General features: G+C 64.5%; 23 protein-coding genes and 2 CRISPR repeat arrays. Of the genes, 2 read left to right on the top strand and 21 right to left on the bottom strand.

Annotated elements, in window-relative coordinates; all coding sequences use genetic code 11:
• Positions 1-165: 165 nt before the first annotated feature.
• The 4 genes from test1122_RS17760 to test1122_RS17745 form a co-directional block, all read right to left on the bottom strand.
• Complete coding sequence (locus tag test1122_RS17760; RefSeq protein ID WP_232270148.1) at positions 166-1260, bottom strand: MBL fold metallo-hydrolase; 1095 nt, start codon at positions 1258-1260, stop codon at positions 166-168.
• A gap of 134 nt (positions 1261-1394) precedes the next feature.
• Positions 1395-1847 carry a VOC family protein gene (locus test1122_RS17755; protein WP_232270147.1) on the bottom strand — a complete coding sequence of 151 codons (453 nt, stop codon included), beginning with the start codon at positions 1845-1847 and terminating at the stop codon, positions 1395-1397.
• 273 nt (positions 1848-2120) lie between these two features.
• A CRISPR array of direct repeats spans positions 2121-3308; the repeat unit is 29 nt; unit sequence GGGACCATCCCCGCATGCGCGGGGAGCAC.
• Positions 3309-3433: 125 nt separating this feature from the next.
• Positions 3434-3649 carry a DUF397 domain-containing protein gene (locus test1122_RS17750; protein WP_232270146.1) on the bottom strand — a complete coding sequence of 72 codons (216 nt, stop codon included), beginning with the start codon at positions 3647-3649 and terminating at the stop codon, positions 3434-3436.
• Positions 3646-4497, bottom strand: a complete 852-nt coding sequence (locus tag test1122_RS17745; RefSeq protein ID WP_277879845.1) for a helix-turn-helix domain-containing protein — start codon at positions 4495-4497, stop codon at positions 3646-3648. Before test1122_RS17745 ends, test1122_RS17750 begins: the two co-directional genes overlap by 4 nt.
• 213 nt (positions 4498-4710) lie before the next feature.
• Between test1122_RS17745 and test1122_RS17740 the strand changes: the two genes are divergently transcribed.
• Entirely contained in the window at positions 4711-5160 is a 450-nt protein-coding gene (locus tag test1122_RS17740) for an ATP-binding protein (RefSeq protein WP_232270144.1), read from the top strand.
• Between the two features lie 629 nt (positions 5161-5789).
• Positions 5790-6110, top strand: a complete 321-nt coding sequence (locus tag test1122_RS17735) for a hypothetical protein (protein ID WP_232270143.1) — start codon at positions 5790-5792, stop codon at positions 6108-6110.
• Positions 6111-6263: 153 nt separating this feature from the next.
• Positions 6264-7146: a CRISPR direct-repeat array (repeat unit 29 nt; unit sequence GGGACCATCCCCGCATGCGCGGGGAGCAC).
• 171 nt (positions 7147-7317) lie between these two features.
• Here the strand turns inward: test1122_RS17735 and test1122_RS17730 are convergent.
• The 17 genes from test1122_RS17730 to test1122_RS17650 all read right to left on the bottom strand — a co-directional run bounded on the left by test1122_RS17730 (position 7318) and on the right by test1122_RS17650 (position 22867).
• On the bottom strand, positions 7318-7893 hold the full coding sequence (locus test1122_RS17730; RefSeq protein ID WP_232270142.1) for a hypothetical protein: 576 nt from the start codon (positions 7891-7893) through the stop codon (positions 7318-7320).
• A gap of 16 nt (positions 7894-7909) precedes the next feature.
• Positions 7910-9379 carry a hypothetical protein gene (locus test1122_RS17725; protein WP_232270141.1) on the bottom strand — a complete coding sequence of 490 codons (1470 nt, stop codon included), beginning with the start codon at positions 9377-9379 and terminating at the stop codon, positions 7910-7912.
• Between the two features lie 230 nt (positions 9380-9609).
• Complete coding sequence (locus tag test1122_RS17720) at positions 9610-10071, bottom strand: hypothetical protein (protein ID WP_232270140.1); 462 nt, start codon at positions 10069-10071, stop codon at positions 9610-9612.
• Positions 10072-10122: 51 nt separating this feature from the next.
• Entirely contained in the window at positions 10123-10851 is a 729-nt protein-coding gene (locus tag test1122_RS17715) for an Imm52 family immunity protein (protein ID WP_232270139.1), read from the bottom strand.
• A 13-nt stretch (positions 10852-10864) separates the two neighbouring features.
• Complete coding sequence (locus test1122_RS17710; protein ID WP_232270138.1) at positions 10865-12619, bottom strand: Tox-REase-5 domain-containing protein; 1755 nt, start codon at positions 12617-12619, stop codon at positions 10865-10867.
• A 535-nt stretch (positions 12620-13154) separates the two neighbouring features.
• Positions 13155-13925, bottom strand: coding sequence for a hypothetical protein (locus test1122_RS17705; protein WP_232270137.1), 771 nt, complete (start codon positions 13923-13925; stop codon positions 13155-13157).
• A 128-nt stretch (positions 13926-14053) separates the two neighbouring features.
• The gene (locus test1122_RS17700; protein ID WP_422397083.1) at positions 14054-14680 is read right to left on the bottom strand and encodes an OmpA family protein; all 627 of its coding nucleotides are present in this window, start codon (positions 14678-14680) and stop codon (positions 14054-14056) included.
• Between the two features lie 5 nt (positions 14681-14685).
• Positions 14686-15264, bottom strand: a complete 579-nt coding sequence (locus tag test1122_RS17695) for a hypothetical protein (protein WP_232270136.1) — start codon at positions 15262-15264, stop codon at positions 14686-14688.
• Positions 15265-15297: 33 nt separating this feature from the next.
• The gene (locus test1122_RS17690; protein WP_277879909.1) at positions 15298-15927 is read right to left on the bottom strand and encodes a pilus assembly protein TadG-related protein; all 630 of its coding nucleotides are present in this window, start codon (positions 15925-15927) and stop codon (positions 15298-15300) included.
• A 5-nt stretch (positions 15928-15932) separates the two neighbouring features.
• Positions 15933-16178: a hypothetical protein gene (locus tag test1122_RS17685; RefSeq protein WP_232270135.1), complete on the bottom strand. Its 246-nt coding sequence runs from the start codon at positions 16176-16178 to the stop codon at positions 15933-15935.
• A 236-nt stretch (positions 16179-16414) separates the two neighbouring features.
• Entirely contained in the window at positions 16415-17365 is a 951-nt protein-coding gene (locus tag test1122_RS17680) for a response regulator (RefSeq protein ID WP_422397004.1), read from the bottom strand.
• A 16-nt stretch (positions 17366-17381) separates the two neighbouring features.
• Positions 17382-18716, bottom strand: a complete 1335-nt coding sequence (locus tag test1122_RS17675) for a sensor histidine kinase (RefSeq protein ID WP_422397003.1) — start codon at positions 18714-18716, stop codon at positions 17382-17384.
• Positions 18717-18771: 55 nt separating this feature from the next.
• The gene (locus tag test1122_RS17670) at positions 18772-19659 is read right to left on the bottom strand and encodes a DUF5936 domain-containing protein (RefSeq protein ID WP_232270133.1); all 888 of its coding nucleotides are present in this window, start codon (positions 19657-19659) and stop codon (positions 18772-18774) included.
• Positions 19660-19673: 14 nt separating this feature from the next.
• The gene (locus test1122_RS17665; RefSeq protein WP_232270132.1) at positions 19674-20615 is read right to left on the bottom strand and encodes a type II secretion system F family protein; all 942 of its coding nucleotides are present in this window, start codon (positions 20613-20615) and stop codon (positions 19674-19676) included.
• A gap of 54 nt (positions 20616-20669) precedes the next feature.
• Positions 20670-22007, bottom strand: a complete 1338-nt coding sequence (locus test1122_RS17660) for a TadA family conjugal transfer-associated ATPase (protein WP_232270131.1) — start codon at positions 22005-22007, stop codon at positions 20670-20672.
• A 33-nt stretch (positions 22008-22040) separates the two neighbouring features.
• Positions 22041-22436, bottom strand: a complete 396-nt coding sequence (locus tag test1122_RS17655; protein ID WP_232270130.1) for a TadE/TadG family type IV pilus assembly protein — start codon at positions 22434-22436, stop codon at positions 22041-22043.
• The gene (locus tag test1122_RS17650) at positions 22436-22867 is read right to left on the bottom strand and encodes a TadE/TadG family type IV pilus assembly protein (RefSeq protein ID WP_232270129.1); all 432 of its coding nucleotides are present in this window, start codon (positions 22865-22867) and stop codon (positions 22436-22438) included. The genes test1122_RS17655 and test1122_RS17650 overlap by 1 nt, the downstream gene beginning before the upstream one ends.
• Positions 22868-22922 lie beyond the last annotated feature (55 nt).

Here is a 22922-nt window from a genome sequence, read left to right as displayed (position 1 = left end):
GCAGGTATGTCCATACGGTCGCCCGGAACCCCCGGATGGCCGAAACCAGTGGCACTGCGGGAGAGCCGGGCCGGGCAACCGCCAACTCCAGCAGCACCCGCCCGGTCCAGCCCCTCACCCGTTCGCTCACTGCTGACTCCCTTCGTCAGCAGGAGCCGTCCACGCTCAGAGCTTGACCTCGGGACTGTCCAGGTCCGGCAGGCCCTTGGTCGAGACAGGTGCCTTCACTTTGACGTCGTCGCCGATTTCGATGGTCATCCTGTCCTGTCCCATGTGCAGCGGACCGCTGTATCCCGCCTTCCGGGTTCTGTCCATGATGACCTTGTCTCCTTTTTCTCCGTGCAGACCCTTCTTCGCGATGTGCGAGAAGACCGCTACTCGAGGGCGTGCCTTGGAGAACACCCGGGCGGCTTGCTCAGGTGTGGTGAGCTTCTCCTCAACCACCTTCAACTTGCCTGATTTCGTGAGCTCTTCATCGAATGCGATCACGTTGTGAATCAGTGCATCGACGTTCGCGCCGTGCGAGACGACGTTCTCGTGATAGGTGGTATCGCCCGACAGGAGTACGGACTTGCCCGCGTAGTCGAACCGGTAGCCGTAGGCAGGGTTTCCGTCCTTGTGCTCGACGGTGAAGGCGGTCACCTTGATGCCGCCATCATCGTAGGCGACCCCCGGCTCGATCTCGTGCACGCGGATATCGAGGTACTCCTGCTTGAAGATGTCGTTCGAACGTTGATTCAGGTCGTGCTCGTACATGGCCCGCATGCCTTTGATCATCCCGGTCGTTCCTGCTGGCCCCCATACCTCCAGGCTCTTCTTGCGGCTGAGCATGAACCACGGGTTGAGCCAGAGAGATGCGAGGCCCTCGTAATGGTCATTGTGCAGATGGGTGAGAAAGACCTTGGTGACGTCCTTCGGGTTCACCCGGGACTCGTACATGTTCTGTGTGGCACCGCGCCCCACGTCGAACAGCAATCGCTGACCGCTGGCCTCGATCAGCGTCGATATCCCCTGACGGGTGGTCGACATCTCCGGCCCACCGGTGCCGAGAAGATAAACCTTCACCACGGGTGGTGTACCACTGTCGGCGGCGGCTGCGTCTGCCGCCGATTCCTTTTTGGTTGTGCAGCCGCCCACAAGACCGAGAGAGAGTGCGACGGAGCCTCCGAGCAAGGACCGCCGGTCAATCGCGGAACGAGCCGTGGCCACCGCGCGATCACTCAATGATGTCAACCCTGTTGCTTTTCGAAAGACGCGCATAACGGTCCCTTCCGTGCCGAGCAGTCGCTTGAGCGGGGACAAGTAGAGCAACACGAACAGCCGACACGCATGAACGAGTCCTACGAAAGGAAGCGGGCCGTGGCGCGGAAGTTGGGAGGATCGTCCAAGTTCGCTCACATGCCGCCGAACACGTCGGTCGGCGCACCAGGTGGCGGCGTCGCGCTGGGCCACGCACGCGTACAGAGCACAAGACGGTACCCGTCCGGGTCGACGATCGTGACGCCCCACCTGTTCCAGTAAGGGTTGGGGGACGGTACGCGCTTGCCGCCGTGCCCTTCGAGACGAGCCACCAGTTCCTCGGAGACTTGCCCGTCAAGGTAGATCACCAGGAGGTCCTCATCGGTCGGGCTCGGTTCGACAAGCCGGGCCGCTTCGTGGACGAGTTCCAGGTGCCAGGACGCGTCCGGCCAGCCCAGCATCAGCAGGTCGTGCTCCCCGGGCTGCTCGCCGCCCTCGGCGCGGTACACCACGCTCAGCCCGAGTCCCCGGCTCCAGAAGCGCTCCACCGCCACGAGGTCACGAGACGGGCGGGCGATACGGATATGGCTCTGACCGTCGGCAGGCACGGGTTCCCCCTTCGTCATGGCGAACACGGCTGTGAAGCCGTGCGCGGCGGCTCGCTGACCAGCAGCCGCACTCAAAAGCGTAGGAACGCGGCCCTCCTGAGACATCGGCCTGGAGTCCCCGGCCATAGGTCCTACGGCCGGGGACGCACGTGTAGCCGGAAAGATCACTGGGTGGGTCGTCAGCTGCGATGGCAAGAGTCGCCGACAGCCGGTCGGGACGGCCCTGTTCAGCCCAGCAGGCGCCACCTGGGAGAGCGGACGCCCAACGGGCCCGAGACCATCCCCGCATGCGCGGGGAGCACGCCGAAGTCGTTCTACGACCAGCTCAACGCCCGGGACCATCCCCGCATGCGCGGGGAGCACGAGTACCTGCGTGCCGGGGGCCTCGCGTCGCGGGGACCATCCCCGCATGCGCGGGGAGCACATGGATTCACGATCCACCTCTCTTTCGTTTCGGGGACCATCCCCGCATGCGCGGGGAGCACTTCAGCTAGACGGGGCTTGGGGGCGCCTTGTCGGGACCATCCCCGCATGCGCGGGGAGCACTCGAAACCGTCATAGGAGATCACCGGATCAATGGGACCATCCCCGCATGCGCGGGGAGCACCTGACCACCGCGGTGACCGATGTCGACACCGAGGGACCATCCCCGCATGCGCGGGGAGCACGCACGCCGGGGACCTGCACCGTGCTCGCCGCGGGGACCATCCCCGCATGCGCGGGGAGCACTACGTCCATGGAGACCGTGACCAGGGCTGAGGGGGACCATCCCCGCATGCGCGGGGAGCACCGGGCGCTTATCCAGGGCCAGGGGCAGGCGCGGGGACCATCCCCGCATGCGCGGGGAGCACATGGCCCCGCCCATCTGGATATTGACGATGGAGGGACCATCCCCGCATGCGCGGGGAGCACTGTACCGGTCGCGGCGCTTGATCTCACGGATCAGGACCATCCCCGCATGCGCGGGGAGCACCGCTGAGCTTTCGCCAACGGTTGAGGGCGGCGGGGACCATCCCCGCATGCGCGGGGAGCACGCACGGGACCGCATGCGGGCGGCGGAGGTCGAGGGACCATCCCCGCATGCGCGGGGAGCACACAGCGTCACCTTGGGCTGCGTGTCCGACATGCGGACCATCCCCGCATGCGCGGGGAGCACCCCCCTATCCCGCGGGCCCGCCAGGCATGGCGGGGACCATCCCCGCATGCGCGGGGAGCACGTGACCTCACCGGTCGGAATGTGGCGCCGACGGGGACCATCCCCGCATGCGCGGGGAGCACAACCACAGCTCCGGGGAGACATCCGGCGGGAGGGGACCATCCCCGCATGCGCGGGGAGCACACGAGCCTTCCAAGCTCGATGAACCGCTCCGCGGGACCATCCCCGCATGCGCGGGGAGCACACTCCTCAATGGTGGTGGGTGATGGCGCCGCAGGGACCATCCCCGCATGCGCGGGGAGCACACTTCCTGACCTGTGTGTTTAGCACGGCGGTGCACGATTTTTGAGCACTTTCCGAGATTCAGACATTTCAGGCACTCTTCTTCCTCCCGACGGTTCCCCGAGCGACGGTGCTTGGAAGCCTTGCTCTACCCACCCTCCAGGCGGAGCTTGCCGGAGCGGGCAGCGGTGAGGAATGCGGCCAGCCGAGCCGAGGTGGTGGTTATGACGGTGGATGGGTCATCCGACTCACGGAGATAGATAGCGCCGGGTGTGAGGTCCGGAGCCAGTTCGACGCAGTTGCTGGCCTGGCTGCTGTAAGACGACTTCTGCCAGTTGATGCGGGGCACAACGAGACCTTTCACAGGCTGTTGATGATGCTATGGATGAGTTCGCTTGACGCGTCGGCGTCGAGGGCGGCGGCTTCAAATCGGTCCATGAAGGTTCGATACCTCTCCAGCTGCGCATCCGCGTAAAGGAATTCGGAACCATGTTCGGTGTCGAGCTGGACGGTGTCCAGCTGCGGTACCGGACCTTCTGCATACACCACGGTCTGCCCTGTACCCGGGAAGATCCCAGCTGAGAAGGGGATGACGAGTACCGTCACGTTGTCTCGCTCGCCCATCTTGACGATGTGCTGGAGCTGTTCGCGCATGACATCCGGCCCACCGAACTGCATCCGAAGAGCAGCCTCATGGATGACTGCGATGTTTGGGGTTGGCTCGTCTTTGTAGAGGATGCCCTGTCGCTTGATGCGATGAGAGACCAAGTGCTCCACCTCAGGCGGAGACAGCTCGGGGATGTTCTGCCGGAAGATGAGACGTGCGTAGTCTACGGTCTGCAGCAGGCCCGGAAGGTGAGTGAACTGAGCAGTGCGGATACTGGCTGCATGATGCTCTAGCTCGGCAAGGTCGAGCAACATCGCAGGGAGCGTATCGCGGTACTCCTCCCACCAATTACGAGTCCGGCCAGTCGTCATTGCAGCCAGAGCATCGATGAGCGCCGGGTCACCGCACTTGTACGTGCGCGCGAACATGCGCACACGGTCGGCACTTACCCCGTAACGTCCCAACTCAATGTTGCTGACGCGGGACTGAGTGAGGCTCATGAGCGCAGCAGCCTCGGTAGCTGACATCCCTGCTCGCTCGCGAAGCTTACGCAGTTCAAAGCCCAATCGCTGCTGACGAGCAGTAGGGGTTCCCCTCGGCGGCATCCAGCCATCCCTCCCATGCGTGGTACCGAGCAATCTACCGTCGGTGACTTCAGTCTACGCATTCGATGGACAAGAGCTACCGCGAGCCCCTACCGTGAGTCGCACGTCACTACTCACCGTGGCACCGGGATCCCGGAAGTGCATCGCCCTGCCCGCGCGCAGCGGGGCGACAGAGCCACCGCCCGACGCCACGCCCGCGACAGGAGAAGAGAGTTGGCCACATCCGCCATCGCTGCACCCACCCAACCGTCGAGCGATCCGCCCGACGAGTGGGAGTGCAGCCTCCAACTCACCAATAACCCCCGCGCCCCCGGCATCGCCCGTACCACCCTGCGCGCCGCAATGACCGGCTACGGCCTCACAGTCGAAGTCACCGACACCGCCGAGCTACTGGCCTGCGAACTGGTTACCAACGCCGTCAAGCACTCCGACGGCCCCGTCTTCATCCGAGCCCGCGCACGCGACGGCGTCCTCCGCGTCAGCGTCTGGGACAACCATCCCGAACTTCCCGACCCCCTCCTCTACTCAACCCACGGCACCTTCGGGCGAGGCCTCTACCTCATCGACCGCCTCTCCCGAAAATGGGGCCGCTACCCCCTTGGCCACACCGACTACCACGGCACCGCAGAAGGAAAGGTCGTCTGGTTCGAGCTGTGCGTCTGAGCAGGCACGGCGAGATGCACGAGGACGCCTGAAATGGAGCCGGGGCTCTCGTCAGTCTTCACTGGCGAGAGCCCCAACAGGGTAAGGCCCGCCCCTCGAAGAGGCGGCCAACTCGTGGGCGCCGTCGAGGATGGCCGCATCGTGTTCACTCCCGCCTCGGTCGTGCCGGATGACCAAGCATGGTTCTGAAAACGCCCGAATCGCAGGCAGGGGAACATGAAGTCGACGGAGCGCTAGCTGCCGGGGATCGGCCAACTGTACGAGGACGGCAAGTCCCGCTTGTACTGGTCCCGCGTACGCCCGTACGGAGAGGTGAGCCTCAGCATGCACGCCCGCCTTGACCTCGCTGCGGCAACCGTGCCGGGCCTCGCGCACCAGTGGACACCGTCGATCAGCACCAAGCCGAGCACGCGTGAGCACGCGTACAGTCGAGCCCGTACCCGAAGCCGTCCCGTTCTCCATGTTCCTGGGGCTGTCCGTGGTCGTCATCGTTATGGGCCTGTCAGTGATCGGGCTGGGCCTGCTCAGTCTCCCGCCCTGGGCGGTGATGCGCTGCCTTGCCGGGGCGGCCGTCGCGTTCATCTGGTACGCGGTACAAGGAATCCACACAAGCGAGTCGAGGAGAAGGAATGTTCAAGGCACGATCGGTAGTGAAGCCCGCCATAGGAGCCGCGCTGCTGACGCTGGGCGTCATAGCGGTGACCCTGCTCACCCTCATGTTCTCAACGGGCACTGACGAGATCGTCAAACGGAAGGCGTTATTCGGGGCGCTGATCTTCGAGACGGTGGAGAAAGACAACGGGGCGCTAAGCATCACCACGGGCGTCGAGAACCCGGTCCCGCTCATCGTCCTGTTCCTCGTGCTCACCACCATCTTGATGATGACCCAGGCCATCTACCGGGGGCGGAAGCAGCGCCGTGAGCAGCTCCTCAACGAGTCCGGCAGCTGACCTGAAGGTCCGCGCCACCGCCTGGGCAGTGGCCGCCCAAGGTCACTGGGCTGGTGGTCAGGCTGTGATGGCGAGAGTCACCAACAGCCCGTCGGACAGCCCTGCTCGGCCCAGCAGGCGCCACTCGGAGAGGAGCGGAGGCCGAGCCAGCCCGACACCATCCCCGCATGCGCGGGGAGCACGCCCGGCAGGTCGCCCGGGACTTCGGTGTGGCGGGACCATCCCCGCATGCGCGGGGAGCACTCCCGCTGCTATGAGAGGGAGACGGAGGAGCCGGGACCATCCCCGCATGCGCGGGGAGCACGATCTCCAGTACGGTCCCCGGATCGCCCAGGAGGGACCATCCCCGCATGCGCGGGGAGCACTCGCCGCCGGACTCGGTATTGAACGCGAACAGGGGACCATCCCCGCATGCGCGGGGAGCACGGATACGAAGTGCCCAAGGTAGACGTAACGGTGGGACCATCCCCGCATGCGCGGGGAGCACATCCCGCACCGTGGGATGCGGATTTGTACGACGGGACCATCCCCGCATGCGCGGGGAGCACGTGGTCCGCCAACGCGTCCATCACGACAGACCGGGACCATCCCCGCATGCGCGGGGAGCACCTGGAGCTCGGCACCGCCCCATCGACCAGCACGGGACCATCCCCGCATGCGCGGGGAACACAGTCACCAGCGCCACATGCACGGAAATAGTCTGGGACCATCCCCGCATGCGCGGGGAGCACATGAGCGGCACGGACTCGGCGGCTTGGTTGGTGGGACCATCCCCGCATGCGCGGGGAGCACGCACATTGAGATGCACACAGCAACGCCTCTTTGGGACCATCCCCGCATCCGCGGGGAGCACAGCGGGATTGAGCTGGTGGCGTACTGCCTGCTGGGACCATCCCCGCATCCGCGGGGAGCACAAGAGCCGCGTGGTCACGGAGGTGCGGCCGGCGGGACCATCCCCGCATCCGCGGGGAGCACCTGGCAAGTGTGCACCCAGCAACCGAAGGCAGGGGACCATCCCCGCATCCGCGGGGAGCACACTGAATGACCTGTGTGTTTAGCACGGCGGAGCACGATTTTCGAGCACTTTCCGAGACTCAGACATTTCAGGCACTCCTCTTCCTCCCGACGGCTCCCCGAGCGGTAGTGCTTGGAAGCCTTGCTCAACCTGCGCTCCAAGCTGCCCTTGCCGACACGGGCGACAGCACCGTCAGCCGGAGAGGGTGACGGAGTTGACGATCTCTTCGACCTCGGCCGGGGAGAGCTCCCCGGAGACGTAGTTGATACGGACCAGGAAGGGCTTGTTCTCCTTGTCCATGCCGACCACATCCGTACCCGCGATCAGCGCGCCCTTCGGAGCCAGGCCTTCCCCGCCGGGGGACTCACGTGTGGGGTAGTCGTTCCGCCACACCTCGCCGTCCACGCCGTCCAGCGTGATCTGTGACCGCTTCTCCACCCTGCCACCGAAGATATAGGTCGCCGCCGCCGAGTTCGCCGCGCCCAGCGGGCGTGCCGAATCGACGAAAGCCAGCCTCAGAGAGATACGGCCCAGCGATTCGCTGTCCTTGCGCAGCTCCGCCATGGCATCGATGTTCTCACCGGGCGTGACCTCCTCCCAGTCATCCGGATAGCTGACGGAGAGGCTCTTGGCCCGTAGAACATTGCCTCCGCCATCGTCGGTTGTATTGGCGCCGTCCTCCTGGCCGCCTTGCCCACAGCCACCGAGTAGAGCGGCGGCCAAAGCGGTGGCGCCCAGGGCTGCGGCAGCTCGGCGAACAGTCCTCATGGCGGATCCTCTCGGGTCACTTAGAGCAGAGTTCATTGGACCGATAGGTACGAGTGTCACCTCGTGGGGCGGCAAGGTAGTCGCCTGACATGATCCTGGCCGATGTCTCGGTAATGGTCCTGTTGTATCCAAGCCCTGCCATGACATTGAGTTCGAAGCCGAAGCTGGCGGCGTCTTCCACCGAAGCATAGGTCCCCTTGCTCGTCTTGCCGTGGTCGAAGAGAAGCTGGCCGAACGCGTCGTCGTCAGCCGGTCGCTCGTCGGGTGCGGGGCTGGCAAAAGCTGTCTTGATCGGCTCGGTGGCTTCGGCAGGGCCGTTCAGCCAATCCTCAGCGGTCTTTCGCATCGCGTTGCCGTCGGGCCCTTCCGGGATCTTCAGCGTGGTGGTGATGACCTCGGTGTCCTTGGCAGTGCCCTTGCCGGTGCCGGAGGCCTCGCCATCCGACACCCCGGCGCTCGCCCCGGCCTTGGTGTCCACGGTGCGGGTGATGGTGATCTTCCGCAGCTCACCGGAGTTCATGTCCCGGGTGACACCAATCGCACCGTTGCGCCGTTGTCCGGCGAAGGCCCCGGCCTTGGCGCCGCCGGCTTCGAGCTCAGCTTTCATCTCACCCTCAAGAGCGAAGGCGTAAGTGGCGGTGTGGGTGTTGTCAACCCAGTTCTCGGTTTCGGTGATGGAGCCGGAGACTTGGACCTTGCCACCGATCTGAGCGGCGATCTCGTCGTCCATGGCGGGCCCGGCGAGGTTGGCCTCCGCACCGGCGTCGAGGCCCACTGTCCGGAACTTCACCTGCTTTAAGTCCATCTCCTTCTCAAGCTTCTTCCGGAGATCCTTGTTCGACCCGGAGACATGCTCGCGCCAGCCGTCGCGGACGACTCGCCAGCCCGGCTTGGTCCACGTACTCTCCTCAGCCTGGTGCAGACGCTCTAAGTCGTCCTTGAACCGCATGGCCTCTTCTTCGCTGTCGAACACCCATGTGCTGCCATCGGAGATCTCCAGACCGCCGCCGATAGAGACCGACGCACCACCCGATTCCCGGTCCCCGGTGTTCACCTTGCCACCGAAGGTGGGCTTGAACTCGAGTCCAGCCTTGCTCCCGCTCACGAAGGTCATGTGGAACTTCTTGTCCACCTTGCCGTTCTCGTCCTCGACATTGAATTCCTCCAGCTTGAAGTCGTGCTTGTCGCCGACCTTGATCCAGAGGATCTTTGCCTCGTTGCTGACCGACTCTGTGCGGCTGGCCGTCTGGCAGGAGAGCGGACGGTAATCTTCATCGGTCTTCTTCTCATCCGGCTTTGCGGCATCCCCCGTCGAGCAGTCACCGCCAGTGAGCTGGCTGATGGCACAGTAGATCTTCTCGTTGACGGACTGGCCGACGCTGGTGGCGCTGATGCCGACGATGACCAGAGCCACGACCATGATGATCCCGAGATACTCCATCCCGGTGGCCCCACGGTCCCGGCCCCAGTCCCTCACGCCTAACATCACTGCCCTCCCCGCTCCGCCGGCCCCGGGGCTGACACCCGGGTGGCTGGTGAGGAGGACGGTACGGAAGAGGCTGTTCTGCGGCATGGGCCCCGGGGCCCAACTTCGGGCCTAGGTTCGCCCGATACTGTCAGTCGCAAAGACGGTGCGAACTGACCCAGGGTCCCTATCAAGCAGAGGTCAACGCGGGACCAGTTCACACGTTGTGCGGCCAAGCTGTACCAACGTACTCAGCCAGGGAGTCCATCGGACAAGCCACTCACAACAGCGAACAGCACCAGTGGCTGTTCCTTGTCCTCATGCCCGACGCTGAGTCCCACCCAGCGCCCTTCTCGGCGCCAGACCAGCAGATCGCCGAAGAATCCGAAGTTGCATAGATGTTGGAAGAGCCGCGGTATCGGCTCCTGATCGACATACAGCTCATAGAAACCAAACATCGGTACCAGCTCGTGGACGCCCCAGCGGCTGTCCAGAGCCCGGCCGATTTCTTCGAGTTCCCGCTCGAACTCCGCGCTCACCGCGCGGTACACAGCCGGATCGTTGTTCGGGTAGGAAAAGCTGTCGCTTATCCGCAGCGGCACCATGTAAAAGTCATCACCACTTACTCTCCACGGCTCGTCTTCTTCCCACGAGAGCCCGAAGGGGAGCAGGCAAAGCTCATCAATTGTCTGCAGATACCGGTCAACACCCATGACAGGACTCTTCCGCGCACGCGTTGGAGGGTTCGCGGGCATCCGGCCACCTCATAGCTTGGGCCGGTCCATAGGATATGGTAGCTCCTCCAGCGCTCCAGAGTTGCGCAGCGCTCCGTTCACAGCGATCACCGTATCGGTCACCGGCGCCTCACCCTTCGGCCCGCTCAAATCGATGACCACCCCGCCATGGCCGGTGGCGAGTCGCCGACCGGGAAGGTCCTCGGGGGCTAGTGCCTTCCGGCCGCTGGAGAGATACACGGCCCGGCCGCAGCGCGGACTGGAATTCGACAGGTCGTACGCTTCCTCCACGGCATCCATAAGGTCGTCGTCATAGAAGTCCCCCCAGTCGACGTCCCACACATCCGCGAGAGCGACCAGCGCCTCTGGAAGAAGACGTGCTTGTGGTGCCTCGTGGTCCTCATCCATCAATTCCAGGTTCACCACCACACTCTGTGGAACGTTATCGGCGGTCCCGCCTCCGGTAACCTTCACGGTGACTTCGGGTCGCCCCTCCTGCCGCGTCCACACAGTGGCCCGGTATCCGATTTGCTGGGCGTCGGGCTCAGGGTTCGCTGCTGTGATGTACGCAGCCAACGCGACCGGGTCGAGTGCGGTGGCCGGAGCCTTGGCATCCGACTCCGCCACCTCACGCCAGCCGCAGAAGGTGTCCGGATCAAGCTTCCGAAGCCTCTCCAGGAACGCAAGCCAACGTTCAGCGAGCTCGAGAGGGCCCTCAGACCGCGGCCCCCAGAACCCACGCACCACCAAGTCCAACATGGCGTCTCCGCTCCTATTTCTTCACCGGCGTATGGATCACCTTGACGTTTATACCCTCGTCGCGGAAGAACTTCTTGGCGGCCTTCGTTGCCTCCGGGTTCGAAAAGTGCCACTCCACCGGCTTGCCGTCAGCCGCGCGGATCTGTCGCCTGGCCTCCTTCGCGAAGGTGTCGGCCGTGGACTTGTTGAGCTTCCCAGCCTTCGAGACCTGGCCGCCGTAACCGTTCTTCGCCTCCAGGAACGTCCCACGCTTAGAGTCCCAGCCATCGAACTCGACGGGGCGTCCCCCATCTGGGCTCTTCACAATGTACTCTTTGCCCCGCTTCACTCCGGATATTTGCTCTTGGTAACGCAGCCAAGCCTCGTTCTTCGGTGTGGACGGCGGGTTGCGGTCCCTCGAACCCCACGCACCGTTTCCCCCATCCTTGTCGCCGACCTTCGGGTTCTTGAGGTCCTTGTTCCAGGAAGGCTTTTTCCAGTTCTTAGGGTCGTTCGGGTTCTTGGCCGGGCAGTTGTGGACGAGGGCTGCTGAGCCGCCCAGCTCGACGTAGTACGTCTGGATGTCCTCGATGGACAGGTCATGGGTACGTTGCAGCTTTTCGTACTGGCTGACCTTCACGACCGGCAGCGAGTTTCCCTGCGGCGTGCGCAGCTCGGCACCAGCACGGATGTCACTGGCCTCGACCCAGCGTTTCTGGTCGTTCAGCCAGAACGGATGCGTATCGGTGGAGGTGATCACCGTCGTGCGACCGCCCACCCGGACCGTAAGACGGGTGAAGTCCTTGTCATCCTCGGTCGTGATCGTGCCAGCGACGGGTCGCGTGGTGGTCAAACCGCGTTTCGGATCGGTGACGGTGACCAGGTCTCCGACCCGCACGTCCTCGATCGCGGGGCGCCTGCCATCTGCCAGCAGAACTGGGGTGCCCGGCAAGAAGCTGTGATTACACGCGCCCTCGGCCTTCTTGAGCCGCTGCCGCGCCTTCTTCAACTTCGAGGACTTGTCAATGATCCCCTTGAGCCCGGTGGCGACATCACCGCCGTGCTTCTTGATCTTCTTGACGAGCTCTGCGGCTTGCTTCCATTTCCACGGTGCCCCGTACTTCGCCGCCAGCTTCCCGACCGCGCCACCGACCAAGCTCGTCAGGATATTGAGGATCGTCTCGCCGCATGCGGATGCGTCCCCTTCCAAGAGACAGTCGAGACCCGCCGTGATCCCTAACTCATCCGCGAGGATCTTCATCAGCGCCTTGGCGGCCTCCTTGGCCTTCTCCTTATCGGCCTCCAGCGCCTTCTCAAGATCCTCTACGGCCTTCTTAGCGGCTTCGTACTCCTTTTCCTCCGGCGACTTCGCCTGTACAGGGCCCTCGTCCGGGTCATCACCGGTCTTCGATCCGTCGGCAACAGGCTTGTCCGCACCGCCACCCGAATCGCCGCAGTCACCGCCACCCGTCAGCTTGCAGATCTGGGTGCTGATCTTGCTGGTGATCTCCGTCCCGACCCCGACAGCCACGAGACCACCGACGATCGCCACCACCACAAGCACCAGACCGACATACTCTGGCGCCGTCTGGCCACGCTCCAGATGACGCAACTGGAACATTCGACCCGGTGACACCCGTGCCCGCCGTGCCCGGCGGCCCCGCGGCAGGGCAAACCACGCCCGTGCCTGCGGCAACGAGAGCAGCACGATAACCAGCAGCGGCAGCACAAGCTGAACAGGCCCCCACCACACACCATCCCGCGTGTTATTCAGTGCCTGGACGAGCACCAATCCTTGAAGTACGTACGCTCCTAACCACGCCCATCGGCGTGCCACCCGCATCCCACCAGCGAGTAGCGCTCCGGACACACCTGGAGCCAGAGCGGACACCATCCCCCAGCCCGCGTTACTGCCCGAGGCATCGATGAACGCCAATACGAGCAAGAGAAAAAGCGCAACTCTGGCCGCAACCAGGGCGCTTGGCATCGCCACCCGACGCGGGGAGGGTATGTGTCCAGCCATGCGGCGAGGTTAGTCGGATTACCAGACTGACGCATGGGCCCCAGGGCCCAATGTGAGGCCCAACAGGCCTGCGACGCAGGGGAATTCCTCTCCGCAGTAGGCAAGTTGCCGCGCGAGGCCGACGCGGCACAGCGAGCACTACTGCAAGGGATTACTCAAAGAGAGTATACGAGGGCGAGGAGTGACCACCGGGGCGGAGAGGAGGCGTCGGCACCGTGTTCCTGGGACACTCCGAAGCCTTGTCAACGTCAGCGCGGGAACAACCTCGGCTCAGCGACACATGGCCGACCATGCCATGCCGCTACTTCAGCTTGTTGATCTGGGCGGTGACCACGGCTTTAGGGACTTCGGCCTTGGAGGAATCCATGAGATTCATGGAGTAGAAGATGGCCACCGTGGATCCCGAACGAACCACGTTGAACAGCAACGGAACCTTGTCGCCCTCGAGGTCACCAACCACCTCGTAGGCCAGGGCGTCATCCGCGCCGGTAGGCGCGGTGAGCTCCCTCACCGTGGTGTACCTGTTAGTTTCGCCTGCACTGGTGGTGCTGAAGCCGCCTGAACATGCCTTCATGGCCTTGCGTAGATCGCCCAGCATTCGCTCGGCGGACCGCTGCTCATAAGCGGCCAGCATCTCGAAGAGAATCAGCCCGCCGGCGTCTTCGTCCTCGGACGTGCTCAACAGCTGCCGGTAGACGAGCCCATTCGGTTCGGGCTGCGGCACACCACCGATTACCGATGCGATCGGCTGGCACTCAGGGGACTTGGCCTTCTCCTCCCCCGCCCCGGAGACTTCCTCCTTGGATGGCGTCTTGACGGTGAAGCCCGACACATCCGCGGTGGCGAGTGCGGCCTTGTTCAACTCTCCCTCGGACAACGCCTTCGCCGGTGCGGCTTGGCTGTCTTCGTCCGGTGCGGCTGACTCCTTTGTCGGGGCCGAGGACACCTTGTCGTTCTTCGCATCGCCCGAGGTGTTCCCGTCCCCGGAACCCGACCCGCCGCAGGCGGACACAAGGCCCAGCGCGAGTACGGAAGCGGCGACGGGGAGGAGGCGCGCCCTGCGTGTCTTCATGTCGTGGTGCTCCCATGTGCTCGTAAATGTGCGCTCTGGTGGCGGTAACGGGACATACGCGATGTGGCCTCCGTCCGGGGCCCCCAACCAGTCAGGGGAGACAGGCGCGAAGGTTGGCGTCTCACCGGCTACTCACCACGGGGAAAGGAAATCTCCACGCGGCGATTCTTCTTCCGGCCCTCTTCGGTGGAGTTGTCGGCCACTGGGTAGTCCTCGCTGTAGCCCCTGACTTGATACGTGGGGCTGCCTTCGATGGACTTCACGAGCTCTGTGTGGACCGCCTTGGCCCGGTTGTTCGAGAGCTTCATGCCATGCTCGTACGAACCGAGATTGTCGGTGAAACCGAAGACCCGGACCTCCGAGGCGTTCTGCTTGTTGATTTCCTCGGCGATCTCCTTGATGCGGGCGTGGGACTTGGAGTTCAGCTTGGCGCTGTCCTTGCCGAAGAGAACCTCGGATTGGAGACGGAACTTGACCTCCTGATTGGACTCCTCCTTGACCTCCTCCCCGTCCTCGTCCTCCACGATCATCTTGATGTCGAGCACCTTCGGTTCGGCTAGCTTGGCGCCATCCACCATCTTCAGCCCAGGGTGGTTGGCATCGACCTCAACGGGTGCCTTGTCGTTGGGCTCAGTTCCGGGCGGGTAACTCGGGCCATCTTCCGCATGAGCCGTGGCGGTTAGGGCACCGCCCGAGAAAAGAACCACGAGGGCGGTGACTGCGGCGGCGAAAGGCATCGGGGTGGCGTTCGTCAAGGTACTCACCCCTCGATCTTCAGGGTAGTGGTCTTGAAAGTCGGAAACTGTAGGTCTACTTCCCTTGTTTCGCTGGGCGGCGCCGGGAACTGTATGAAGACCTTCATCTCTTTACCTGGATCCACCTGGGTGAACCCCGAAGTGCACAGACAGCGCCCTTCAGTGTCACGCAAAGCGTAGTAGCGCTTCTTACCCGCTTTATCGATGAGAGTGGCACCGCCGACAGACTGACCTCCGCCTTTAAGATCCTCCTCGGTGCCACCCCACTCAGTGGTCTTGTAGTAGGTCGATTTCCCGGTGTTCTTCACCCTTCCGTCGACCGTGACAAAGCCGCTGGCATCTCGCGTGACGGCATTGATCGTGAGGATCATCCCCTCATCGCCCTCGATCTCTGCAAGGATCTTGTCCGGCTCATCCTGCTTTGATTTCTCCCCACCACCATCGCCCTTGGACTGCTCCGAGGCATCGCTGCCCTGGGGCTTGTCATCGTCACCACCGCAGGCCGACACGCCGATCGCCAGAGTGACCGCCATCGCCAGCGCTGCCGCGCCCCTACGAGCCTTCCTGGTGCGCCAAATGTTCATAAAGCATGCTTCCTTTACTCGTCGTTCGCTCGATCAGTCGTCCAGCCGAACGGAGAAGAGGTCGGCCACGCTGGGCAAGACCCCCCGCTTCCATGGGTCGAAATCCTCGTCCCCTGGATCGATGATCCAGCGCTTGCCGCCATCACAGCGGAACTCAAAGCGCGGATTCTCCTCGTCCTCGTCCGCGTCTTCGTCCTCCTTGAAGCGACAGCGCGGCTCGATCACGGCCGTGGCTTCGGCCGTGGCCTTCTTGTTCTCCGTACCGGGGATCACCGACCGGCCCACTGTGTAGCGGGTCTCGATCTCCACAGTGAAACCACGGTCCGGCCAGTCCTGCCGTGCGCAGTCGAGGACGTCGGCGTCGTTGGCATCCGCGAGGCGGTCTGCTGCTGAACAGGCCGAGGCGGTGAGGAACCCCTGGCCGTTCAGCCAGCCCTGCCATGAGGCCGGGTTGCCAATGGCGTTGATAAAGCCGCTACGAAGCTGCCCCCGAGCATCCTTGGCAGCCGCCAGCGCCGCCGCATCGGCCGCACCCTGAGCCCCGTTGCGGGTGGCGGATGCCTGACCCACAGCGAAGAAAGCGAACGCGAGAAAGAGCAGGCTCGCCACCATCACAATGTAGATGGGGAAAGCCTGCCCTCGATCGCGAGCTGTACGAGTCAGGGTGATCAGCCAGCCTTGATCTTGTCGATCTGCTCGTTGATCTTCTGGGTGATCTTGCCGCCGATTCCGGTACCCACGATCGCGCCGATGATCACGACGACCACCATGATGATGCCCAGGTACTCCAGGGCGGTCTGACCGCGGTCGAACGGGTGTGCGTAGCGCTTCTGGAACTTCTCGACGCCGGTCTTCGCCCAGTGGCTGGCGTGGACGCGGGTGCTGGCGTAGGCCTTCAGCATCTTGTCGTTCATGGTGTACCCCTCCGAGTTCGGCCGACCGCTGCCCGGCCGACGCGTAAGCCTCTGCGCCGTTCGCGCTTCCGGCTTCCTCCTGGCCGGTCTCGCTGGCGACGTGAGAAACGTACGCCGGAGTGGAGGTGCCCAGCATGGGTCTGCGGGCCCAGTCCCGGGCCCATAGCAGGATTTGGGTCCCTAAGCCCACGGTGCCCGCCCGCATGGGGCCCCGCTTGCTCCCCAGCTTGGTCATGTCAGTCGTTCCCCCCTCGGACTGTGCCCAGCCAGACCGCGATGGCCTCGCTGCGGCTGGCCGCTTGAAGCTTGGTGAAGATGCGGTTGATGTGATTCTTGACGGTCTTCTCCGCGACGAAGCAGGTGGCGGCGATCTGGGCGTTCGACATCCCGGCTGCGATGTGTTCCATGATCTCTGCCTCCCGGCTGCTCAGGCCGTACCGCCCTCCCCTCGGTTGCTGCTCACGGGAAGACGATGCCATAGAAGATTGCCTCTGCGAAGAGTGCGTAGGAAACTGAGGCGGATTCAATGCTGAGCTTCTTACGAGCGATTGAAGATCCGACGCACCCGGGCGGGGGTTATGGCCGGGATGGCTGTATGCATGTGCGTGACCTGATGATGGTGGTTCCGACGCCATGTACTGTCCACCGCTCGGGTCGGCGGAGGGCGGATGAAGCCCGGCCGACGGGGGCCCGCCGCGCATCTGCGCCAGCAACGTGTTGGAAGCGGTGGCGCTGAAGTGCGCCTTGCCGTCCTTGACATCCCGTACGGCAGCGATGAGCTGGTCGGCGGTGAACTCGCCGTGTACCAGGTAACCGCCCGCGCCCAGGCGCAACGCCTCATGGACGACCTCGCTCTCCCGGCTGTACGTCAGCATCAGCACAGGTGCGAGAAGGACCAGATGCGGTAGGGCAGATAAGCCGTCCACGCCCGGCATTCGGACGTCGAGCAGGATGACGTCGGGACTGTGCTGCCGAGCCACGTCGAACGCCTGGCGGCCGTCGGCAGCCTCGGCGACGACCTGAATCTCGTCGCGGCCGGAAAGCAGCGCGGTGAGACCCGCGCGGACGACCGGGTTGTCATCGGCCACGACCACCTTCAGCGGCGATGCGGCTACCGGTTCGGGGAGTGGGGGTGGGGTGGGCCCGTGCTGAGGTGCTGGGGAGTTCATTGACGCGTTGTCGGGCATGGGGCGCGACCTCCTCTCAAACTAGTGGGGAGCAGTGGGGTGATGCCGTTGGATGCTGGAAGACAGAGCTCGGGAGGTCCAGGCGCACTTCGGTGCCCAGTGCGTGGCGTCCCTTGCCAATGCGAATGCGAGCGCCGATGCCCAGGGCTCTCTCGACCATGCCGACAAGGCCGAAGTGGCCGGTCTTCTTAAGGTCGTCAAGAGAGGTGTGCGGCGGCAGCCCCTTTCCGTTGTCGTAGACGCTCATCCTCAAGTTGCCGTGCACGATCCCGATTCCGGCCGCTACCCGGGTGGCGTCAGCGTGGCGATAGGCGTTGTCCATCGCCTCGGAAGCGATGGTCAGCGCATGACGGGCCACCGCGTGCGGAACTGGGGGTACCGGGTCCGGGCTGAGGCGGTGGAAGGTGGTCGGCAGCCCGCTGCGGTTGCCGAAGTCAGTGGCTCTGGCTTCGAATTCGCTGACGATGTCCACGCCACCGTCGAGGCCTGACTCACGCCGGAGATCAGCCAGCAGCTCACGCGATTCGCCGGCGGCGCGGCGCGCGGAGCGAGCGACAAGCTGAGCCTGGTGTTTGACGGTCCTGGGGTCCATGCGGCCAGCGGATTCAGCGAGACCATCCGCAGCCAGCGCCAGACCGTGGAGCGTCTTGGCGACCGAGTCATGCATCTCCCGGGCCAGCCGGGCCCGTTCTTCCTCTACCGCGCCAGCCACGGCGAGCCGCGCACGCGCTTCGGTGAGGGCCTGGGAGGCGATGCCGAAGCGGAGCATCATATTTCGCAGGGTGACGCCGATGACGCCGGCCAGAACGCAGAAGCCAGGCAGCAGCAAAGCGCTGGCCCAGGACGTGTCCAGCTTGGCGTCAGCGATGTAGACCATGGCCACGATGACGCCTTGGAGGGCGGCGAAGAAGCCGGCACCGCGCCAGCCGTATACCAGGCCCGCCAGCAGTGGCGTGCAGACCGTGACATAACCGAGCGTGGACTCCGGTGTGGCCGTCACTAAGAGGAGGCCACCGAAGAACATGTCGATCGCGAGCAAGGACGGGTGCCGTAGCAGCAGCGGGCCGAAGCGCTCCCAGTCCCGGAACATGACGTACGAGCCCATGAAGGTGACCAGCACGGCTGCGCTGACGAGGTAGGACGGCGTCCCGGGTGCCGCGCCCGCCAGGGCGGTCGGGGTGCCGATGGCGATCATCGCCAACCGGAAGCCGAAGACCTGGCGGCACAGCGCCTGGAGCGCGTTGACCTGGATGGCGAGTGTGGGCGCGGAATCATGTGCGGACGCGGTGGCGGAACCGGGAGGGGGATCAGCCACCTGTCCCTGAGTGAGGCGTCCCCACTGGAATGTCATGGCGGCGTCACCATCGCCGCGATACCGCTGCCCCCGCAGTCCAAACATCGGCACCTCAGTCTCCGAAGGTGCTGCCGAAGTCGATGTCGGAGCCGAAGATGAAGGCCGCACCGAGCAGAAGCATCGTCGCCGGGACCATGAACATCGTGATGATCAGCGTGGACTTGGGCACGGCTTTGGCGGCTCGGCGGCGGGCATTCTGCGCATCGGTCCGGCGCATGTCGTTGGCGATCTGTATCAGGGTGTCGACGATCGGGGCGCCCAGCTCCTCGCCCTGCTGCAACGCGGTGACGAACATCGCCACCTGCTCGGAGTCGTTCCGTCTGCGCAGCTCCTCGAAAGCCTGCCGACGACTGACACCCATGTCCATCTGGCGCAGCGTGATCTTGAGTTCGTCTGCCCATGGACCCCGGTATTTCTCGGAAACCCGCTCCAGCGCCTCCCGGAAGTTGAGCCCCGCGGAAACGACGACGGCGAGCACGTCAAGGAAGTCAGGGAGGGTCCGCTCGATCTGTTCTTTCCGTTGGCGGACTGCGGCGAAGATACTGATCTCAACCCAGAAGAGGCCGAAGGCCACCATGACCAGCGCGATGAAGAGCTGATCCCGGATGAGGAAGTTGAAGGCACCGCCAAAACCAATGAAGCCATAGACAGCCCGGCGAGCGGCGTAGCGGTCGATGGTGAGACCGCCAGGGTTGCCCGCGAGATCGATCTGGCGACGCTTCTTGTCGACCCGTTTGGGGCCCATCATGCGCAGCACGGCGGGAGCGAAGCGCATACCCATCCGGTCGATGGCCGAACCGGCGGCGCTGGTACGGGTGGAGCCGACTTCCAGGGCAACGGCGAGGTCGCCCGGGAGCTTGGCCTCGGTCCGGTACATCCGGATTCCGTAGAAGGCGAAGTAGACGCAGAGGCCGATGGTCAATGCGAGCAGAAGTCCCATGGTCCCACCTCCTCTCAGACTTCGATCTTGGAAAGACGGTGTAGAGCGAACAGCCCGAGGCCGTACAACGCGAACGCCGCGACAATGACGGCCTGACCCATAAAGCTGGCGGACATCCGGTCCAGCGCGCCGGGCATGACGCGGTCCAGCAGGAGCAGGGCGCCCAAGCCCATCGCGGGGACGACAAAGCCGGTGATCTTCACCTGGGAAAGCTGGGTCTTCACCTCGCGCCGGGTCTCCTTACGCTCCTCCAGCGTCTCGGTGAGGTTCCGCAGAGAGCTGACGACCGTGCCGCCAGCCCGATTGGACAGCACGAGAGTGGTCACGAGTACTACCAATTCCCGCGATGGCAGCCGTTCGGCGAGTTCGCCCAGGGCGTCATCGATGGAATGGCCGACCGCGAGCCGGCTGGCGACCAGTCCCAGCTCCTCACCCGCCGGCTCTTCCAGCTCCTCAGCGGCCATACCGATGGCGGTGCGCAGGGCCAGACCGGCCTGAGTGGCGTTCGCGAGGATGCGGGAGAGCTCGGGGAGCTGGTTGATGAACTTGTCGATCCGCTTGTTCCGCTGCCAGTTCAGAAAGGCGTTGGCTCCCCATAGGCCGAGCAGGGCGGCGAGCGGGCCGAAGAAGGAGGCGAAGACCGCCTGCGCGACAAACCAGAGCCCGGCGACGCCCGCGAGCGCGTACACACAGAACTCGCCGGGGGTGATGTCCAGACCGGTCGTGGCGATTTTCGTCTCGATTTTCTTGCCGAACGTGGTGCCGCGCAGCTTCCGGTCCACCCCGGTGAAGCGCTTGCGACGGCCGGCGGGGATGGCTATCTGCCCGGTGTGCGAGAGCCGGTCCACCAAAGCCTGGCGCTGTGCTTTGCCCGTGGAGTACATGTGCACACCGAGGACGGCGAGCGTGCCCGAGAGGAGCGTCACGCCGATGGTGAGCAAGCCGAGATTATCCATGGGTACGGGGCCTTTTACCTGATGAGTTGGGAGTGAAAGGAGGGAGGCGGAGCGTCATAGGGCCTCCCGGGTGGCGAGCTGGGACGCGTGCTGGGCGACCCCGAAGGCGGGCGGAGCGGGCTCGCCGGCCATATAGAGCCGGTCGGCTACCCGCCGTGGAATGGGGAGGTACTCCCACTTGCCGTGCACGACATGGTCGCCCCCCATGGGCTGGGCGTTGAAACGGCACACCGTCGCGATGCGGTAGTCCTCCCGGCCGTGCGAATCAAGGATGGCGATCTCACTGACGCGACGGGAGCCGTCGGGAAAACGGGTCAGCTGGACGACGACGTCCAGGGCGGAGTTGATCTGGTCCTTGAGCGCCTCGAAGGGGATCTTGATTTCCGACATGGAGGCGAGGGTCTGCAGTCGCATCAGAGCGTCTTCGGCGTTGTTGGCGTGGACGGTGGCCAGCGAGCCGTCATGCCCGGTGGACATGGCCTGCAGCATGTCGAGCGTTTCACCGCCCCGGACCTCACCGACGATGATGCGGTCGGGACGCATACGCAGTGAGTTGCGGACCAGGTCGCGGATGCTGACCTGGCCCTTGCCTTCAACGTTTGGCGGCCGGGACTCCAGGGTAATGACGTGACTCTGCTGGAGCTGCAGCTCCGCGGAGTCCTCAATGGTGATGATGCGCTCCCTCTCCGGGATCAGCCCAGAGAGGGCGTTGAGAAGCGTGGTCTTGCCGGAGCCCGTGGCGCCGGAGACGATGACGTTGAACCTGGCCCGGACAAAACCGGCCAGCAGCATCAGCATCTGCTCATCGAGCGAGCCGAGCCCGATCATCTCGTGGAGAGTGAAGGCCCGGGGAAAGCGGCGGATCGTCAGCGTGGGGCCGCTCAAGGCAAGCGGCGGAATGATGACGTTGACCCGCTCGCCCGAGGGGAGACGGGCGTCGACCATCGGAGTGGCCTCATCCACCCGGCGGTTGACTGTGGAGACGATGCGCTCGATGGTCTGCATCAGCTGCTCGTTGGAGGCGAAGCACATCTGCAGTTGCTCAACCCGGCCGCCGCGCTCGACAAAGATGTGGTCCGGGCCGTTGACCATGATCTCGGTGATGGAGGCGTCTTCCAGGAGCGGTTCGAGGATGCCCAGGCCCAGGGCTTCATCCACAACGCGGCGGATGAGCGAGGCACGCTCCTGGGTGGACAGGACGGGACCCTCGCGGCTGATGATGTGTCCAAGGACCCGCTCCAGCCGGGCCCGGCGCTCGGCTGCCTGGAGCGAGGACATCTCCGCGAGATCGATCTCCTCGAGCAGCTTGGCCCGGTAGGTGGCGACCAGGTGGCCGTCCTCCCGTCCCGAGTTCTGCTCCTCGGGAGTGCTGATACGCGCCCTCAGGCTCATGTCCGAAACTCCTCTGGCGGTCCAGGTGTTCAGTCAGCGCAGCGGCATGGTGGAGGAGCGCTCCGCCTCACCGAAGTCTTTGATGCCGGGGATGACCGAAGGGATGGTGAGCTTGGCAGTCACGGTCACCTCGCTGCCGTCCCCGGTCCGGGTGAAGTCCGATTTACCCGCCAGCCAGCCACTGATTGACTGACGGCCCGCCTCGTCGTAGGCGAGCTGCGGGTCATCATGAACGGCGGTGCGGGCAGCGGTACGGGCCGCGGTGCCGGCCTGCTGGGCGGCGTAGGCCCCGATACCGAGCTGGAGGACGGCTAAGCCCAAGATCAGCAGAATCGGCAGGAAGCCCAGGAATTCGATGGACGCCTGGCCACGCTGGTCACGGTCGGCGAGGTGTCGGCGGTGCCTTTCGAGAAGCGTGCAGCGCAGCATCAGTTGGCCTCCAGTGGCGAGCCGGCCGTGCCGGTAACCGTAAAGGGAAAATTGACGAAGCCCGGGAAGAGCACCGGAACCTTCATATTGACCGTGGCCCGCACCACTCCATCCCGTGCGACGCAGGACGCCCGGGTGTTCTTTCGCCAGACCTGCGGAAGTGTGTCCTCGGCGGCGTCCCTGCATGCCTCCTGTCGCTCCGGCAAGGGTGTGACCGCGGCCTTGCGGGCGGCCTTGTCCGCGGAGTTCCCCGCCAAGGTGTAGGTGTAGCCGAGCAGCGCGCACTGCCAGAGGATGACCAGTACGAGCAGGATCAGCGGAAGGATGCCCAGGAACTCGATGGAGGCTTGGCCCCTGTCGTCACCGGCGCCGTCATATCGGCGACGGACCGGCGCAGCGGGCCGCCCGCTATCCGCTATCCGGTGCCTCATCGGTCAGCTCCCCCAATGGATCGATTAGTCCGTGCCGTGCCGTGCCGCCGTGTGT

The organism is Streptomyces gobiensis (genome assembly GCF_021216675.1).
GTDB lineage: Bacteria > Actinomycetota > Actinomycetes > Streptomycetales > Streptomycetaceae > Streptomyces > Streptomyces gobiensis.
The sequence above is the reverse complement of the archived record's forward strand: the minus strand, read 5'-3'. Positions and strand labels throughout refer to the sequence as shown.

Coding starts and splice junctions, on each gene's coding strand:
- test1122_RS17760 (WP_232270148.1), bottom strand. CDS start 1,260: ATGCGCGTCTTTCGAAAAGCAACAGGGTTGACATCATTGAGTGATCGC.
- test1122_RS17745 (WP_277879845.1), bottom strand. CDS start 4,497: ATGCCGCCGAGGGGAACCCCTACTGCTCGTCAGCAGCGATTGGGCTTT.
- test1122_RS17735 (WP_232270143.1), top strand. CDS start 5,790: ATGTTCAAGGCACGATCGGTAGTGAAGCCCGCCATAGGAGCCGCGCTG.
- test1122_RS17730 (WP_232270142.1), bottom strand. CDS start 7,893: ATGAGGACTGTTCGCCGAGCTGCCGCAGCCCTGGGCGCCACCGCTTTG.
- test1122_RS17725 (WP_232270141.1), bottom strand. CDS start 9,379: ATGTTAGGCGTGAGGGACTGGGGCCGGGACCGTGGGGCCACCGGGATG.
- test1122_RS17720 (WP_232270140.1), bottom strand. CDS start 10,071: ATGGGTGTTGACCGGTATCTGCAGACAATTGATGAGCTTTGCCTGCTC.
- test1122_RS17715 (WP_232270139.1), bottom strand. CDS start 10,851: ATGTTGGACTTGGTGGTGCGTGGGTTCTGGGGGCCGCGGTCTGAGGGC.
- test1122_RS17705 (WP_232270137.1), bottom strand. CDS start 13,925: ATGAAGACACGCAGGGCGCGCCTCCTCCCCGTCGCCGCTTCCGTACTC.
- test1122_RS17695 (WP_232270136.1), bottom strand. CDS start 15,264: ATGAACATTTGGCGCACCAGGAAGGCTCGTAGGGGCGCGGCAGCGCTG.
- test1122_RS17685 (WP_232270135.1), bottom strand. CDS start 16,178: ATGAACGACAAGATGCTGAAGGCCTACGCCAGCACCCGCGTCCACGCC.
- test1122_RS17680 (WP_422397004.1), bottom strand. CDS start 17,365: ATGCCCGACAACGCGTCAATGAACTCCCCAGCACCTCAGCACGGGCCC.
- test1122_RS17675 (WP_422397003.1), bottom strand. CDS start 18,716: ATGACATTCCAGTGGGGACGCCTCACTCAGGGACAGGTGGCTGATCCC.
- test1122_RS17670 (WP_232270133.1), bottom strand. CDS start 19,659: ATGGGACTTCTGCTCGCATTGACCATCGGCCTCTGCGTCTACTTCGCC.
- test1122_RS17665 (WP_232270132.1), bottom strand. CDS start 20,615: ATGGATAATCTCGGCTTGCTCACCATCGGCGTGACGCTCCTCTCGGGC.
- test1122_RS17660 (WP_232270131.1), bottom strand. CDS start 22,007: ATGAGCCTGAGGGCGCGTATCAGCACTCCCGAGGAGCAGAACTCGGGA.
- test1122_RS17655 (WP_232270130.1), bottom strand. CDS start 22,436: ATGCTGCGCTGCACGCTTCTCGAAAGGCACCGCCGACACCTCGCCGAC.
- test1122_RS17650 (WP_232270129.1), bottom strand. CDS start 22,867: ATGAGGCACCGGATAGCGGATAGCGGGCGGCCCGCTGCGCCGGTCCGT.